General features: G+C 50.4%; 12 protein-coding genes. 5 read left to right on the top strand and 7 right to left on the bottom strand.

The window, feature by feature from the left end; genetic code table 11:
- Positions 1–33 precede the first annotated feature (33 nt).
- Positions 34–423: a hypothetical protein gene (locus Pan241w_RS25590; protein WP_145221496.1), complete on the top strand. Its 390-nt coding sequence runs from the start codon at positions 34–36 to the stop codon at positions 421–423.
- A 24-nt stretch (positions 424–447) separates the two neighbouring features.
- Here Pan241w_RS25590 and Pan241w_RS25585 read toward each other — a convergent pair whose 3' ends face one another.
- Positions 448–897 (bottom strand): YaiI/YqxD family protein, encoded by a 450-nt coding sequence (locus Pan241w_RS25585; protein WP_145221493.1) that lies wholly within the window; start codon positions 895–897, stop codon positions 448–450.
- Positions 898–1099: 202 nt separating this feature from the next.
- Here Pan241w_RS25585 and Pan241w_RS25580 point away from each other — a divergent pair, with 202 nt between their 5' ends.
- Positions 1100–1519, top strand: a complete 420-nt coding sequence (locus Pan241w_RS25580) for a carboxypeptidase-like regulatory domain-containing protein (protein ID WP_232107273.1) — start codon at positions 1100–1102, stop codon at positions 1517–1519.
- 302 nt (positions 1520–1821) lie between these two features.
- The gene (locus tag Pan241w_RS25575; RefSeq protein WP_145221490.1) at positions 1822–2796 is read left to right on the top strand and encodes a DUF1559 domain-containing protein; all 975 of its coding nucleotides are present in this window, start codon (positions 1822–1824) and stop codon (positions 2794–2796) included.
- A gap of 101 nt (positions 2797–2897) precedes the next feature.
- On the opposite strand, the gene Pan241w_RS25570 is transcribed toward Pan241w_RS25575, so the two are convergent.
- Both Pan241w_RS25570 and Pan241w_RS25565 read right to left on the bottom strand, forming a co-directional pair.
- Positions 2898–4283, bottom strand: coding sequence for a tetratricopeptide repeat protein (locus tag Pan241w_RS25570; protein ID WP_145221487.1), 1386 nt, complete (start codon positions 4281–4283; stop codon positions 2898–2900).
- The gene (locus tag Pan241w_RS25565; RefSeq protein ID WP_145221484.1) at positions 4280–5581 is read right to left on the bottom strand and encodes an FG-GAP repeat domain-containing protein; all 1302 of its coding nucleotides are present in this window, start codon (positions 5579–5581) and stop codon (positions 4280–4282) included. The genes Pan241w_RS25570 and Pan241w_RS25565 overlap by 4 nt, the downstream gene beginning before the upstream one ends.
- 434 nt (positions 5582–6015) lie before the next feature.
- On the opposite strand from Pan241w_RS25565, the gene Pan241w_RS25560 reads away from it, so the two are divergent.
- Positions 6016–6411 carry a BlaI/MecI/CopY family transcriptional regulator gene (locus tag Pan241w_RS25560; protein WP_145221481.1) on the top strand — a complete coding sequence of 132 codons (396 nt, stop codon included), beginning with the start codon at positions 6016–6018 and terminating at the stop codon, positions 6409–6411.
- The gene (locus Pan241w_RS25555) at positions 6411–10655 is read left to right on the top strand and encodes a M56 family metallopeptidase (RefSeq protein WP_145221478.1); all 4245 of its coding nucleotides are present in this window, start codon (positions 6411–6413) and stop codon (positions 10653–10655) included. The genes Pan241w_RS25560 and Pan241w_RS25555 overlap by 1 nt, the downstream gene beginning before the upstream one ends.
- Before the next feature lie 47 nt (positions 10656–10702).
- Here Pan241w_RS25555 and Pan241w_RS25550 read toward each other — a convergent pair whose 3' ends face one another.
- The 4 genes from Pan241w_RS25550 to Pan241w_RS25535 form a co-directional block, all read right to left on the bottom strand.
- Positions 10703–12385, bottom strand: a complete 1683-nt coding sequence (locus tag Pan241w_RS25550) for an arylsulfatase (protein WP_198000152.1) — start codon at positions 12383–12385, stop codon at positions 10703–10705.
- 36 nt (positions 12386–12421) lie between these two features.
- On the bottom strand, positions 12422–13861 hold the full coding sequence (locus Pan241w_RS25545) for a sulfatase-like hydrolase/transferase (protein ID WP_145221475.1): 1440 nt from the start codon (positions 13859–13861) through the stop codon (positions 12422–12424).
- Between the two features lie 125 nt (positions 13862–13986).
- Entirely contained in the window at positions 13987–15066 is a 1080-nt protein-coding gene (locus Pan241w_RS25540) for a formylglycine-generating enzyme family protein (protein ID WP_145221472.1), read from the bottom strand.
- Positions 15063–16385, bottom strand: a complete 1323-nt coding sequence (locus Pan241w_RS25535; protein ID WP_145221469.1) for a DUF1552 domain-containing protein — start codon at positions 16383–16385, stop codon at positions 15063–15065. The genes Pan241w_RS25540 and Pan241w_RS25535 overlap by 4 nt, the downstream gene beginning before the upstream one ends.
- Positions 16386–16397: the final 12 nt, after the last annotated feature.

The raw sequence follows: 16397 nt of genomic DNA, 5'->3' as shown, positions 1-16397 counted from the left end.
CACTATATTCCTGCTTGTTCGGGATCTATGAGAATGTCTGTTCTTCAACTTCAAAAAGTATGCTTTCGATTGCTGATTGGTTTCAGTCTGCTGAGCGGGCTTACCGCGTGTTCGCAGGAACCCGACATTGAGCTTCCGGAAGGGACGAAAGTTTCAGGGACATTAGCCAATGGTGATGTACTCAACGTGGTGTATTGGCCGAAGGATGAAAGCCAGGAACCCCATGTGTTTCCGGTCCGCGATGATCATGTCAGCTTTACATACATCTCTGCTGTGCCGCCGGGCGAATACACCGTTTACGCCTACATCAGTGGTGCACGTGCAAAAGTCGCCGATGTGACTGTAGGCGAGGAACCTGTTGTTCTGGATATACCGGAAAGCCTTGAGTGGCAAGAAGCCCGGGATAAAATTTCCGGCATGTAACACGAATACATTCCATCGCATTTTTTATTTCTTTGAAGCGGTGAGCCAGCGGTCGAGTTGATTGGCGAACGCCTGGCGATCTTTGTTATTAAAATTGGCCGGTCCACCAGTGATGACACCTTCCCCGCGCAGATCATCCATTAAGTCTCGCGAAGCCAGGATGGCACCGATATTCGCATCGGTATAGAGCGTGCCACGCGGATTCAGAGCCTGTCCCCCTTTGGCAACCACGTCAGCCGCCAGAGGAATGTCAGCCGTAATTACGAGGTCGCCGGATTGAACCAGTTCGACGATGCGTTGATCGGCGACATTTAATCCGGGGGGAACGAGTAGACTGTCAATGAATTCGGAACGAGGCGTGTGCAGAGGCTGGTTCGCGACGAGCGTGATTCTGGTCTTCGTGCGTTTCGCGGCGCGAAATAACAACTCTTTTATTTCGCCCGGACAGGCATCCGCGTCGACCCAGATTTGCATTACTTATTCCTTACTTGATGAGCAGAGTTCGTCGGTAACCAATTCACTTTGTTTTTGTATCCTCTTGTACAGAAATCCTCACGACGATGCAAAAGAACGGTCTACCACCTGTTTGACATCGGCGTCAATATATTATATTAGTAACGATTGATCTTTCTTTTCTATTTTCTGCATTTCAAAAATCTCAAAAGCGCCAGGAGTCATGATGAAGTCTTCGAAGTTATGCTTATTAGCTCTGCTGTCAGTCTTTCCTCTAATTTTCAGTGCAGGCTGTGGTGGCGGTGGTGCCGATGATCAACCTGATTTGGGAACGGTCACAGGCATCGTCACCATGGATGGGGCACCGTTGCCTAATGTCACAGTAACATTCACTCCCGCAGAAGGTAGAGCCTCGAATGGCGTCACTGATGAAGCAGGAAAGTATGAGCTGGGGTATTTACGCGACACCATGGGGGCTGTTATTGGTTCCCATAATGTGAGCATCACGACACCACAAGAGGCCCCGACTCCTCCTGGTCAAACCTATAAAGATCCGATTCCCGCGAAATACAATTCCGAAACGACACTTAAAGAAGAGGTCAAAGCAGGTGAAAATACCATCAATTTTGATCTAACCAGTTAAGCGGATCACTTTGTGGACAAATGTTTCGGTTTGATGTCGTGGAACTATTGCCTTTTTTATATAAGTGAATGGGGATGTGAACATAAATCCCATTGTAAAACAGGGATTTATTGGGTAACTCATCGATTCGATCGGGTCCCCTAGTTATAATGGATGTTGTATTTCTATCTACAAAATACGTAAGGGGTTTACTTCATTTTCACAAATCTGCCCTTACTTTCTATTGTTGATTTCAATCAATTTTTCAGTTTCCATTCGTGAATTCATTTCATTTCATTTTAATTCTGGAGGAAAATGTCGCTATGAAACTATTTCAGCGCAGAAGTCCCTTTTTTCGGAAGTTCGGTTTTACACTGATCGAGCTTCTGGTGGTGATTGCCATCATTGCCATCTTAATCGCACTGCTATTGCCGGCTGTTCAGCAGGCCCGTGAGGCAGCTCGGCGGAGTACATGTAAAAACAGTTTGAAACAGATCGGACTGGCTTTGCACAACTACCACGAAACTCATCGTGTCTTTCCTCCCGCCTATATTGATAGTAATCCCGGCCTAAACACGGGTGCATCAGAAGCTGAGAATAAGAACGGCCTCGGCTGGGGAACCATGATTCTGCCTTTTATGGATCAGGCGCCGCTTTACAACAATATCGGTTCAGAGACCAATGGCTTTACCTACAACTGGTTGGATGCCAATCATGATGGTTCAATGACCGATGCGATTCCTTCGGCCAAGGTTGTCTTACCTGTTTTCAATTGTCCTTCCGATCCCATGGAAGGGATTAACACAGATTGCAGCAGCTACGGAAAATCAAACTACCTGGCCTGTGCTGCAACAGGAGCTAATGGTCGGAATGGGTGTTTCTTTGTTAACTCCAAAATCCGGATGAAGTCCATTACTGATGGAAGTAGTAATACGCTGTTCGTTGGAGAACGCACTACAGCCTCGGACCCGAGTACAATCAAGGCCTGCGGTGGTGCAACCTGTAACTGGGCTGGTGGCTTGTGGATTGGTCCACGTAATTACACAGGTGCTGCCGGATGGCACACCAGCTTAAGAGGCTTGGATGTCGCTATCAATGGTGGAGGCAGTACTGTTTACATGCTGAATGGTTCCAGCATCAGTTGGGGACCAGCCTGGACTGCATCCAGTTCACACGTTGGCGGCGCCCACTTCCTGTTAGGCGATGGTCAGGTTCGCTTCCTGTCAGAAAACATCGACCTGGGAACCTACAGAGCACTCTACACCCGCACTGGCGGCGAAGTCATCGGTGAATTTTAATCCGGTCTGACTGGAAGCTTTCTTCAGTTTATTTTTACCCGATTCCTCTTCTTGAAGGAATCGGGTTTTTTATTTTGAGTAATCTTTGTTATTGACGAATGCTATTGCTCTGTCTCGATTCGCGACAGTTCCCGAATCGCGCGGCCATGATTGGGGTTGAGTTCCAGGCAGCGTTTGTAAGCCGTCTCTGCGCTTTGCAGGTCTCCCAGCAAGCGTTTTGTTTCTGCATAGTAGAACCAGGCTTGTGGGTCACGCGGGTTCAACTCGACCGAGCGCTGAATTGCTTCTTCTGCATTTGGAAGCAGATCGTTTCGAAAGGCAATCATTGTCTGCAGCAATGCCATTTTTGCCTGATGATAATTTCGTTTTTCGATCTGTTGCTGCTGGTGATAGTAATTTGCCAGAGTTTGATGAACTTCAATCGTAGGTCTCATCTGCGCCACGCGTTCTAACAGTGGCACCGCTTTTTCCATCTCTCCTTTCAGCAAGTAAGCTCCTGCTCTGAACTGAAGTAAATCGGCATTTTCAATCCCTGATTTTTTTAATTGATCAATCAACAGAAGCATCCGCTCCGGATTCTTTCGCTGAAATTCAACTCCAACCATACTGGTGAGCGTTGCCTTATATTGTGGAATCGGACGATCACTGACAAGTTCAAAGATCTCGTCCAGTTTCTGGGCGAGATAGTCCATATCATTTCGTTCAAGTAAACGATTGTAGGTCTCAAACTCTTTTTCAATCCCATGTCTGACACTGTAGGGCTTGATTAACTCCGTATTAAAATTCAACGGGATAATCGCCAACGATCGCTCGACCTTTTCTGCGGCCTGAATCGATTCTTCCTCACGTCCTAGCGCTTCCAGTGCTTGTGACTTTAGTAACAGGAATTTCATCGAGTTGGGGAGTTCCTTAAGATTCCGATTGATGATCGGCAATGCCTCTTCAACGCGGCCCGATCGTACTAACAGTTTTGCCAGTTGATATTGTGCGGGCTGGAAATCCCTGTTTTTACGAAATGTTTCTTCTGCTTTCGCCTCGTTTTCTTCGCGTAAATAGTTTCTGCCAATGGCATAGAGATAATGATTCTTATTCGCAAAAACGCCAGATCGTTTTGTTTTCAAAGGAAGCAGTTTTTCATACTCCAGAGTGCTCTGTTGAGTACGCCCTGTGCGTTCCAGGCAAAACGCATAGCTGACTTTTGCGACTAGATTGGACGGATCCAGTTCAGCCGCCTGCCGAAAACAATTTTCTGCATAGCTGTAAAAACCCTGGCCTAAAAAAGCCTGCCCTAATTTCACCCACTCCGAACTGGATCCGGTTTCAGCCTGCTGGGCCAGCTCGCGGAAATCAGTCATCATTAAAGGGTCTACATATTCCGCATCGGGTAGAACGGGCAATGGTCGAGACAGTCGTTTTGCGACGAGAAATCCGCAGTAACCCAATTCGATGACAAGCAACAGCAGTAAAAGTCGAACGAGTTGTTTCATGGCTTCGCTCCTCCTTGATTCAGCCAGGCTGAAATTCTGCCGATTCTCTGGTAGGGCTTACGCAGATTGAGCCCTCCGGCAACGATATCATCGCGGCCATCACCATTCAGATCAGAGACGGCAACCGTCACCAGATGAATAGGATTACTGTCGATTTGCCAGGTTTTGAAATTCTGTTTTCCGTCATTTTCCAGCCAGACCACGCTGGCGGTTGTGGGGTCGTACCAGTCGTTCGTCATGCTGACGAGCACGACATCTAGATCTCCGTCTCCATCCAGGTCACCGACATCAGCCGCATAGGTGCCCCCCAGGTTCGAAATACGCTGCATTTCAAATTCCCAGTTCCCTTTGTTCTCGAACCACAGACAACCATGATAGGGCTGGGGATAGGCATCCAGATCTTCCAGATTGTCCCCGGCTGGTAAAATCAGATCCTGATCACCATCCTGATCCAGATCGGCTTGAATCAGGCCTGCCCCCCCCAAGTCCAGATTGATCGTCATCCACAAGCGTCGTTTTTTGAATTTGCCTTCTCCCAGATTTTCAAAACCCCAGAGTTCTTCTTCATCCTGTGTGACAATCGCTGCGATATCCAGATCACCATCACCATCATAGTCGGCGACGGGAACGTGAATGGTTCCCGGTGCGTTTAACAGTTCGTGGTCTCTGAATTTCAAGTTGCCACGATTTTCCAACCAGAGCACAGAACCGCGGCTGTAACCAAAAACAGCGACGGCCAGGTCTAGATCGCCGTCCCCGTCAAAGTCTCCCGGCTGCACGTCGGCCACGCGTCTGACGTCATCCAGAATGACGTGCCGAATATATTCATTGTCTTTGCGTTCGTAGAGCTCGACTCGTCCAATGACCCGGTCGTCAGGCATCAGGTTCCCGAGGATGGAAACAATGATGTCCAGATCTCCGTCTCCATCGATATCAACCACAGTCGCATGCCCCGGCGCCGCCAGGTCACTCAGCAGTACTTCTTCCTGCCACTGATTTTCCCCATCCGGTTTAAACAGCGAAACAATGCCGCGATCGGAATCACAGCCCAGAATATCATTCGTTCCGTCACCATCGAAATCGACAATTTGCACATTCGTGATCAATGGTAAGCCCACCGGATCCGGGCCGACATTGGCCCGTTTGAATGAGATTTCAGATGCGGGATATGATGTTCCCCCTGAAAAGATCTCCGGTGCCTGGCCCAGGGAAGGCAAGCCGGGCAACAACAACCAGGTACCCAGGGGGATCAGGATGACCAGCCCGATGAGGAGTATTAGACGGTTTTTTTGAGACATAAATTATCCAACAGTATTCATGAAATGCAGGGGGCTGCTTGTCTAAGTCAAAAGTCAGCAAGGCTTTCCAGCTTCAATCATATAGAGGCAACCGAACAAGAGACAATCATGGGACAAGTCAAAAACAGAGCAGAAAGCTGTTTTTGTTAGGTCTGATCATCAATACGCGATCTGGACCCATAGTTCCGATGGAAATGCACCTTTTTTAGGGATTTATAACAAATATTCCCGCCGAATCTGCATAACGCTTTTGATTGATCTTTTTAATGTAAATCGTGACTCCCGAACGGGGCCGACCACCGTCACAATACCTTGATCATCTAATTATATAGAAGATGGTGTTGACTGTGTGTGTTTCTGTGGTATTATCTTCTAATTAATTAGATATGCGAGGTTTGTTTCATTCAAATTCTTCGAAGAACAGGAATACGTCGATGGCGCGCCCCGGTTCAGAACACCCGACAAAACTGGAATTGGAAATCCTGAAAATTTTATGGGAGGAATCGCCGCTCCCCGTCCGAGAGGTGCGCGCGAAACTGGAATCTGAAGCAAACCGCCCGCTGGCGCATAGTTCGGTGATCACGACGCTGAATATTATGTATGACAAAGGGTTATTACGGCGGCGGAAGGCAGGCAAATCGTTCCTGTTCTCTCCCAAAGTAGAAAAAGATCAGATTGCCGGCGGCATCATGGGGGATTTACTCTCGCGCTTATTCGATGGTTCCCCGTCGGCGATGATGCTTAACCTGCTGGAAACCACCGACATCAATTCCCGTGAACTCGCTGAACTTCGAAAGCTCATCACCCGCAAGGCAAAGGAGCAGTCCTAATGATCGGACAGACTTTAATTGACCCCGCTTTCAGTACCCAAGTATGTCTGACGTTATTGCATTCGATCTGGCAATTTGCTGTGCTGGCTGTTGTCGTATGGTGTCTGAATCTGATTTGGAAAAACGAATCCGTTGAACGACGTTATACTCTGAATGTGTTTGCTTTGCTGGTCGGAATAGCAGCCTTGCCCGTTACTTTTCTGGTTATCAATTCGTCGGATGAGCATGTCGATTCAGTTTCTAATGCGCCAACTGCAAATGCTCCCTCTGAATCGCGTATTTCCACTGCTGAAAAGTCTACATATTTTATTCCGGCGAAATTCCAAACTTTTGAGCCATCAATTGAGAGCGCAGAGAGCAATTCCGCGAATCAAACTTCGCCTGTTGTAGACTCACCGGGCTGGACTTTACGCGAATGGTTGCCGATCACTCCCTGGATTGTCGCCGTTTATGTTTTCGGTGTGGGGTTTATGCTGGCGCGGTTGATTGTCTCAATGATCAAAGTCAATCGGCTGAGTCGACAAGCGACGGTAATCAAAGACGGGCCGCTCGTCGAATCGCTGCGTTCACTGGCGAAGCAATGGTCGATGAAAATTGTTCCCGTACTGGCAGAAGCCGAACACATCGTCGTTCCTACAGTCGTTGGCTTGATTCGGCCCCTCATCCTGTTGCCGGCCTCTGTAGTCAGCGGACTCACACCCGATGAACTGGAGATGATCCTGGCACACGAACTGGCGCATGTACGGCGCTATGATATGTGGGTGAATCTGCTGCAGCGACTGGCTGAAGCGATCCTGTTCTTTAATCCAGCGCTTTGGTATTTAAGCCGACAAATCAGCGGCTTACGCGAATTTTGTTGCGATGAGCTGACGTGTCGAGACCAAGCGACGTCCAATTTTGAACGCAAGGTCCGCTATGCCACGGCACTCCTGAGAGTGGTTGAGCTTTCCAAGCCGAATCTTGCGACGAACCCGGAACTGGCGTCGCTGGCTGCCAACGGTCACTCTCCTTCTGAAGTCCGCCGTCGCGTGGCGCGGTTATTCGGCGAACCACTGCGCGAGCCACTCCGGCTGACGCGCGGTATGACTTATGCCGTGCTCGCACTTTTGCTAATCGGCGGTCCGGCTGTCTGGTCAACGTATGCTGAGAAAACGGTAGTGCCAGAAGTGGAACAGCAGGAAACAGAAGTAAAAGTGGGAGCAGATTCAACCGAGCCATACTCTCTGGACGGAAATATCGAAGTCTTGTCAATCGGGACGTATAACGAAACACCACAGCGTTGGTGGGATACTGAAGGTACTACACTGTCACCGCGTCCTTATCGGGTGCATGGTGTATCCATCCCTGTCAATGAAAATCAAATTGGTCGGCAACTCGTGTTTCGCGTGAAAAACCTGCCTCAGAACGCAACGCTCAGTTGGACCGTTTCCAACAAAGAACCAGCTGGCAGTGCATTTGTCGCTTTAAAGGGAGAAGAAAGATCCAAAGAGTATTATGCCCAGGTCTTTGCCGCGAATCAGGACCTGAAGTCAGTTGATTTGCGTGTGGGTCTTGCCAATGGCAAGTGGGAAACCAAAATCAAAATGGACGCGGATAATAGCTTTGGGGATGTAGGGCTTACCGAATCCGCTTTACGACAGAATCAGCCGATCGTGTATCACGCACAGATGTCGGGGCCCTTTACTCAGAAGGATGATATTGTCGTGGTTGCTATGCATGATATCCAGGACCGCGAAATGCGAATCGTCGCTATCGACAAACAAGGTAATATTCATCATACCGGCCAAACGGCAAATACAAGTTTCACGCAAGGCGCCTACTCTATCTACAAGGCAAAATTCAAAGACCTGAAACTCGAAAACCTGGATCATTTCGAATTCCAGAGCAGACCGTTTGAGTATATTGAAATCAAGAACCTGCCATTGAATCCACAAGCAAAACAGAAGACGGCAGAAAATAACACTCCTGCAGCTGTTTCTCCAGCGCCTGCTGAGAGTGCCATGGTTTCAGGGCGGATCGTACTTGAAGATGGCTCACCGGCCACCACAAAAGGTTATCTGTATTATGAAAGCAAGAATGGAGGCAACAGTAGACAGAGTACTGTGGGGCAGTTTGTTGATCAGTTTTCAACCAAACCCCCTCCCGGGACCATTTGGTTACGTTATTTCCCTGAAGGATATGCACCCGCTCTTATTGGTCCTTTGATATTAAAACCGGGGGAACAGCGCAAAGATATTTCGATTGTTCTCAAACCGGGGTTCACTCATTTATTGCGTATGCAAAATCAGAAACAAGAACTCATTTCAGGAGCCACTGTGGTGGTACACCCTGGATGGAATGGAAACGTGCATGGTCCCATTCAGAAACAGACGGTCAACGAGCAGGGGGAGTTACTCCTGGAACATCTGGCAGACACAAACTATTCCATCAAGGTGACAGCGCCAGGGTATGAACCTTTATACGTCAAGTCTCAGGATTTACGTTCGACAAAAGAAACGACGCTTTCTCTGACCGCCAGCCAGAAGACCACCGGCATGATTCAGGATCCGACGGGGAAACCTATGGTGAATGCCAAGCTGTTTCTGAAACATGAAATTACGAAAGAGGGACGCTCTTTAGGCTATACTGGATCGAAAAATGGTTTTTGGGGAGAGCTCATTGCCACCACGGATGCGCAAGGCCGCTTTGAACTGGATCAACTCACGAAAGACTCACACTACCTATGTATTGTCGAAGCGGAAAATGGAGCCCGTGCGATCATTCACGATCTCCAGGCAGGACAGCACACGTCCATCGTTGTGCCTGAGCGTCGTGACCTGATCGTCAACATTCGAGGCGATTTGAGCAAACTGTCTCAGCGCAGAGGAAAACCTTTAGTCAGTGTGCGACAAGGGGTCGACTTCCACCCGATTCCAGACAGTCGCTATGGTGAACTGATTGGTGCGGACACTCCCGTCGAAGTGACTGACGATGGGGGAACAGCAACGTTTCGTGGTCTGGCCGTTGACCTTAAAGAAGGTAACGAAAAACAGCAGGTGGAAGTTTCTTTGAATTATCCTAACGGACCTAAAAAGATCGTCAATATCGATCCCAGTCAAGAGACTCGAGTGGAGTTTGATTTGTCACAGCTGCCAGACAGCGAAAACAAGGAGACGCCACCAGTTCCCAAAGCTGAGAGTATCAAAACAACATTACCCGATGATCAGATCAAAAAGACAACCAACACAGATGCATCGCTCCCTGTAAAGCAGCTTCCTACAGCCAAGTTGTCGTTTGTGATTGCAAAACACGTGATTCTGCTGGAAGGCGAAGAAATTATCACCTGGGAAGAAATCGACGATCTCTTTGGGACGCTGCCCGACACCTTGCTGATCAGGCCCGCCTATTATATTACAAGAGGCGCAAGGGAAGCGGGGCTGTATCAACCAACGAAAAAGAAAATCTGGGAACTGACTCGTAAATATAAATTCAATGGTCACAGTGAAGGTAGCTTGTGGCCTCGGACCGACTTCCGCTATGACAAAATAAAAACAGAGAACGATTTGCGTCTCGATCCCACATCAAAAATGGCAGGGACCATTGTGGATCAGAAAGGGACGCCGATTGAAGACGCAGAGGTCGCTTTGATCTTACCCGTTGATCAGTCCATTCCCTATCAGACGTATCACGTGGCCCTGGTGCTGGGACGAATCCGTAATCGGCTCGAACATGTGATGACGGTATCCGATGCATCCGGTCAATTTGAGCTCTATCCTCCAAAAGAGGAAAAATATTATCTTCTGGCGATGCATCCCGAGGCCGGTTTTGCCCTCGTCAGAAGTGATCGGATCCAAGCGGAGAAAAAAATCAAACTGCTACCCTGGGCCGGTCTGAAAACTGAATTGGATGAAGTCCCCAATGAGATGCAGACGGTGGATCTTACGACTCAGCTTGAAGCAGACGCAGGCTGGCCGGAGATTACATTCAACCAGTATTGGAGCGACCTGCCTCAAGAGTTGAAGGAACAGGGTTTTGTATACAACCAGATTCCGCCCCTCTATCGGGCCACCATCAGTCGCAGTTTCAAACAACCAGATGGAGGCGGCATTTCGCTCACCGGTGCCTCCGTGAACATGATGCCTGGAGAAAAGCGAGAGATTGGCTTAGGCCCTCTGTCCGAACAACAACGATTGCAGCTGAAATCGATGCGTGACTATTCCCGCGAGCGGCGTCGCAAATTAGAAGAAAAACCAAAGGCCAAGTAAGACGGCTTAAACAGATATGTTTACAGCAAACGCGTCGACCGTGCTTTCTAAGGCCCCTTTGTCTTGTTTTCTTCCCAGGTCACGCCGACGTGCCGTGCCCAGTCTTCCCACTCGGCTGACATTGCTCGTACGCGATCAGGATATTGGTCTGCGAGGTCGTGCAGTTCGCAGCGGTCATCGGCCAGGTTATAAAGTTCCCATTTGATTTCCGTGGGCATTCGTTTTGACCAGACAATTTTCCAGTCCCCTTTTCTTAACGCATGTGCGGCCTGATGATCAAATCCGATCGTTCTCTCGGGAAGTTGTTCGCCACGCAACGCAGGCAGCAAACTTGTTCCTTCAAGGGGAGTCAACGTGTTCCCATTTTGCTTTTCCGGATAGGTTGCACCCGCAACTTCAATCAGTGTAGGCAGCAGATCCATCACGTGAGCGGGATCTCGAACCCAGCGGTTCGGCTTGTCAATTCCTTGGGGCCAGTGTGCGATGAAGGGACTGCTGATGCCTCCTTCATGCGTGAAATGCTTATAAAGCCGAAATGGAGTATTTCCCAGATTGGCCCAGCCACTGCCGTAAGACTGATGGGTTCCCCGGCCCCCGGTCTTTCTTAGCTCGGCCCCAGTTCGCAGAATGGTGGTCCCTTTTCGCGAGACACCATCAAATCCGAACGGCCCCCATTCATAACAGGCACCGTTATCACTCAGAAAGAGAATCAGCGTATTTTCCAAGTCTTTCGTTTTTTTCAAATGTTTGATGATCTGCCCGACCCCGGTATCAACCCCTTCCACCATCGCAGCAAACACGGCCATGCGTCGAGCCAGATCGTGTCGGCGTGCTTCGTCTAATGAATCCCAGGCAGGGTTCGGCTGGCCGGAAAAACCGTTGGCGATGTCATCTCGATCAACGGGCACGATCGATCGGGGAGTCAGTTTCCAGTGCTTGCCGTCGATCAAGCCAAGTTGCTGCATGCGGTCATAGCGTTCCGCGCGAAGCATGTCCCAGCCACGTCGATAGAGGGCCTCGTATTTGTCAGCACGTTCCGCGGGTGCCTGCACGGGAAAGTGAGGCGACGAATGACCGAGAAACAGAAACCAGGGTTTGTCCGTTTTCTGTCCTTGCCGAATGAACTCCAATGCGTACTGATTGAAGACATCAGTGGCATAATATTGATCGGTGGGCGGGTCGATTTCTTTGTTCCGTCCCTGAGGCAGCCGAATGTAATAGTCCGCATCATATTGATCGTGCGAATGGCCTTTCGTATAACCATAAAATTCATCAAAGCCCCGCTTGATGGGCCCTGTCTCCGGATGCATGTGCCACTTACCGACGTAGTAGCAGCCATAGCCGGCAGGTTTCAAGACTTCAGCCAGTGTGGCACAGCGATTGTTCAAACGACCCAGATATCCCGGCCCGCGTTTCCTGTTGGGTTTCGGCGTGGTGAAATCACCAATACCCGCCTGGGAAGGATACAGGCCCGTCATCAACGACGCACGCGTGGGGCAACAGCGTGCCGAGTTGTAGAGCTGGGTAAAGCGAACACCACCGGCCGCCAGTGCGTCGATGTGAGGCGTCTTGATCTCACCGCCGTAACAACCTAAATCCGAATAGCCCAGGTCATCTGCCAGAATCAGAACGATATTAGGACGCTCGGCGGCAGCAGCAGAGGATAGCTGTGCGACGAACATCGCACAGATCAGGCAGACTGCAGAATAAATCATGGTTGTGGTGCGCATCACGTTTGTGCTTTTAATAAATGGTTTCTTTGTTTGTTATTGTTCTGATGTATTATGCGTCTTGTTGAAATTCGGATCGCCGGCGTCAGCGGGCATCGTGGCATTCCACGCAATGACCTCTTTGATCAGCCGCCCGGTCAGATCGGGATGTTGCTCTGCAAGGTTCATCGCTTCTCCGGGATCGGTATCGAGATCATACAGTTGAGGACGTTTCCCATCATAGTCACACAGCAGCTTCCATTTCCCTTCCCTCACTGCCAGATCGGGCAGGTTTTTCAAATGGCGAAACTCTTTCCGATCCGGAGGACGCCTGAAAAACAGCGGCGCTGATCGGGACTGATGCGACTTTCCAATGAGTGTTTTCGCGAGATCTTCCCCATCAAAGTGTACTTCTTTGGGGGTAGATACATCGGCCAGATCCAAGAGAGAGGGAACGAGATCAATGGCAGCGAAGACAGAGGTTTTGTTAATCGTGCCTTCCTTTGACGGAGCGATGAAACCGGGCCCCCAGACAATCAGCGGCGAACGGATGCCCCCTTCAAACAGAGTTGCCTTCAATCCCCGGAAGGGACCCGCGGATCCTGCGTTTTTTTCAGGGCCATTATCCGAGCAGATCAAGATTAATGTGTTCTTGCGCAGAGCGGGATCTTTCTGAATGCGATCAAAGAGCCGCGCCAGCTGCCGATCCATCTCTTCCAGAACGGACAGATAGAGCCCCCGCTGAGAGTCGGCCCAGTTCCCAACGGAAGGAAACAGGGGCGTGTGTACGTCATCGGGCCAGATATTTATGTAGAATGGCCGATTATTCTTTTGAGACTGATCGATGAATGCCACTGCTTTGTCGGCAAAACCACCGGTGATTTTGGAACGCAGCATCCACTTGACCGGTTCCCCCAGACGGGTGGCATCTTGCCAGATACGTCCTTTCTTGATCCCTCCGTTTTTGAGCGGCACTTCCGTTAGCGGCAGCAGCTTCGCTCCCATGCCTTCGAAATTCGTCAGTGAAATATCAAAACCGTACGTTGTAATGGCGGGGGCATCGTCCACATCCCGCTGTCCTCCCATATGCCATTTCCCGCAATGCGCGGTGGTGTAGCCGGCCTGTTTCAGAAATCGGGCCAGCATCGGCGCCGCGGGATCGAGCCAGTCTACGATTCCTCGATCGTTGTTTGCTTTGCGGCTGGCAAGATACGAGGTAATCCGGTGGCGGTGCGGATACTGCCCTGTCGAGATCGCCACGCGAGAGGGCGAGCAGATCGGCGAATTGACATAAAACTGTTCGAAACGGATACCTTCTTTGGCGAGACTGTCAATGTGCGGGGTGATTGCTTTTGTATTGCCGAAGCAGGAAAAGTCGCCCCAGCCCATATCATCAATGAATACCAGAACGATGTTAGGATGCTCGGCAGCCGACAATGGCTGCGCCAGAAAGATCAGACAGAGAAAGAAAAAATGCTTCACTGGAAAGACTCTCATGAAATGATGGCTAAAGCTTCAGTCGAGGGGGAAACCATCCAGTTTAGCAAAGGAATCATGGACTACAATGAGAAATTGCCGCTGCGATATGAGATATATTGTCATCTGCCAGTTTGAGAACGATCTTAATTGCCAGTCTGTTGTTTGCTGGGAGGGAGTTCGCAGACCACGCGAAAGCCGATGTAACAGGCAGCACTGGAAGAACCAAAGAACCCACGGGCCTGTGCGCGGCAGAGGAGCGGTCCGGTAGACCACGCGCCGCCGCGGATGACGCGCCAGTCATCCAGGTCGTCCTGAGACTCTAAATTGAGCGGGTCAATGGAGGTTCCTGTTTTTACCGCGCGGCGTTGGTAGAGTTTCGCGAGATAGCGATCCTGACACCATTCCCATACATTGCCGTGCAGATCGTAAACACCCCACGCGTTGGCCTGAAAACTGCCTACGGGTGCAGTAAAAGCAAACGCATCGCCCGGATCTTTTTGCGGATCCACCAGCCATTGTCGCATCACCAGACCGGGATGTTTGTGTTCCAGTGTGAAGTCTGCGACGTTGGCATGCTGCTGGATGCGACCGCGGAACGCATCTCCGAAGCTGAACCAGTTGCTGTTCCCTGCTCGGCACACATACTCCCACTCTGCTTCAGTCGGCAGCCGATAAGTAGTTCCCTCTTTTTTACTGAGCCATCGACAGAACGCATTTGCGTCTTCCCAGCTCACCCCTACCACAGGATGCGATTCATTCTGCGCGAAGCCCGGCGAACGCCACGTGAATTCAGGCCGTTGGGAAAAAGTGCGTTGTTTTCCGGTCTGTGTTGCTTGCTCGACTCCGACAGGTGCGAAGCCCACACTACCTGCACCGCTTGTCTCGCCGGTCGTTCGATATCCCGTCGCCTCGCAGAATTGGCGAAACTGGCCAATCGTAACCTCGTGTGCTCCCATCTCAAACGCTTTGCTGATCCGTACCCGATGGATTGGGCGTTCCTCGCCGGCGATATCCCGGGGCGTGATGGAACGCGGGAAATCGGTCATCAGTTCCTCGAATCCACCGCTGTGATTGAAACCCATGTCGAACTCACCCGCCGGGATGCTCCGCAGTTCCATTTTCAGCGAGTTGGTTTTCAGTTCTTGCGAGAGTGCCTGATTCGGGAATCCAACGATGGGAAAAAGGACGAGAAGAACACGAAATCTGTGAATTAACTTCTTCATGCGAGCAACTCCCTGATACTTCCCTGGCTGTCTTGGAACGCATCATTCACTGGCACTCCGGCTCGGTCCAGCATCGTCCGCCACAGATTTGACAATGGCGTTCGTTCAGGGAGTCTAAGATGCCCCTGATGTGCAACGCCCAGCGCCCGTCCGCCACAGAGCACCGTGGGTAATCTGTCAGGAGAATGATTGAAACCCATCCCGCTCGAAAAACCTAACAGGCTCCGATCGAGGAGCGTACGACCGTCGGGCTCTTTGATCGACTGGAGCATTTCCAGAAATTGAGCCCACTGCCTCATATACAGAACGTCGACTCGCGCCAGTTCGTCAAGACTGCGGGGATCGTTATTATGATGAGAGAGTTCGTGATACCCTTTGGAAACGCCAAATTCCGGGTAGACTCCACCACGCAATTCCTGACGGACGACATACGAAATGACACGTGTGGAATCGGTCTGCCAGGCGAGTGCGATGAGCTCGTACATCAACCGGGAATACGTTTCATAATGAAAATCACGGGTCTGTTCCGGATCAAAGGGACGACGGTATTTCGACCGAGTAGTGCCGTCAACAGTCGGTTTGGGGCGATCTGACCAGAGAATATTACGTTGCAACTGCTGTTCCACTTCGCGTACGGAGGTGAGATACTGGTCGATTCGTTTCCGGTCTGATTTGCTGATTTGGCGATTCAGTCGTGCTGCCTGATCTTTGAGCGAATCGAGAATGCTTCCCTGACGTCTCAATGTACGTTGCTTCTCGCGGGCCCCCTCGGCTTCATTGAGAAAGAGGCGTGAGAAGAGGACGCTCGGATCACTTTCCGCAGGCAGTGGCATACCCCGGGCGTTCCAGGATAACGTTTTCATACTCCCTCCCAATCCTGTGCCGCGACTGATTGAGAGTTGCAAAGAGGGGAAACGCGTCTCACGACCAAGGTGCGCCGCCGCCAGTTGATCGGCCGAAATGGTATTGCGGATTCCCTGCGCGGTATGCGCTTTAGTTCCCGTCAGAAAGGTATAATCGCCGGTATGGCTGCCTCCATAGCGTAAATACGTACCGGAGAGTACCGTCAAGTCATTGCGAAATTTCATCAGCGGTTGCAATACACGGGATGGTGTGAAATGTTTCCCGTCGTCCACAGGCGTGAATGCGCGCATATTCATGCCTGTTCCAAAATAGAAAAAACCCAACCGAGGAGGCGACTTCACAATGTCGTCTGCACCCGCTGTTCGGGGACACATCGCTTCAAGAATCGGCAATGCCAGGGTTGTTCCCGTTCCACGCAAAAACGTCCGCCGCGTCAGTCGTTCCGAATTTAACATAGGATCGCTCCC

Source organism: Gimesia alba, from assembly GCF_007744675.1.
Taxonomy (GTDB): Bacteria; Planctomycetota; Planctomycetia; order Planctomycetales; family Planctomycetaceae; genus Gimesia; species Gimesia alba.
Note: the sequence above shows the minus strand (reverse complement) of the source record. Positions and strands in the feature narration are given on the sequence as shown.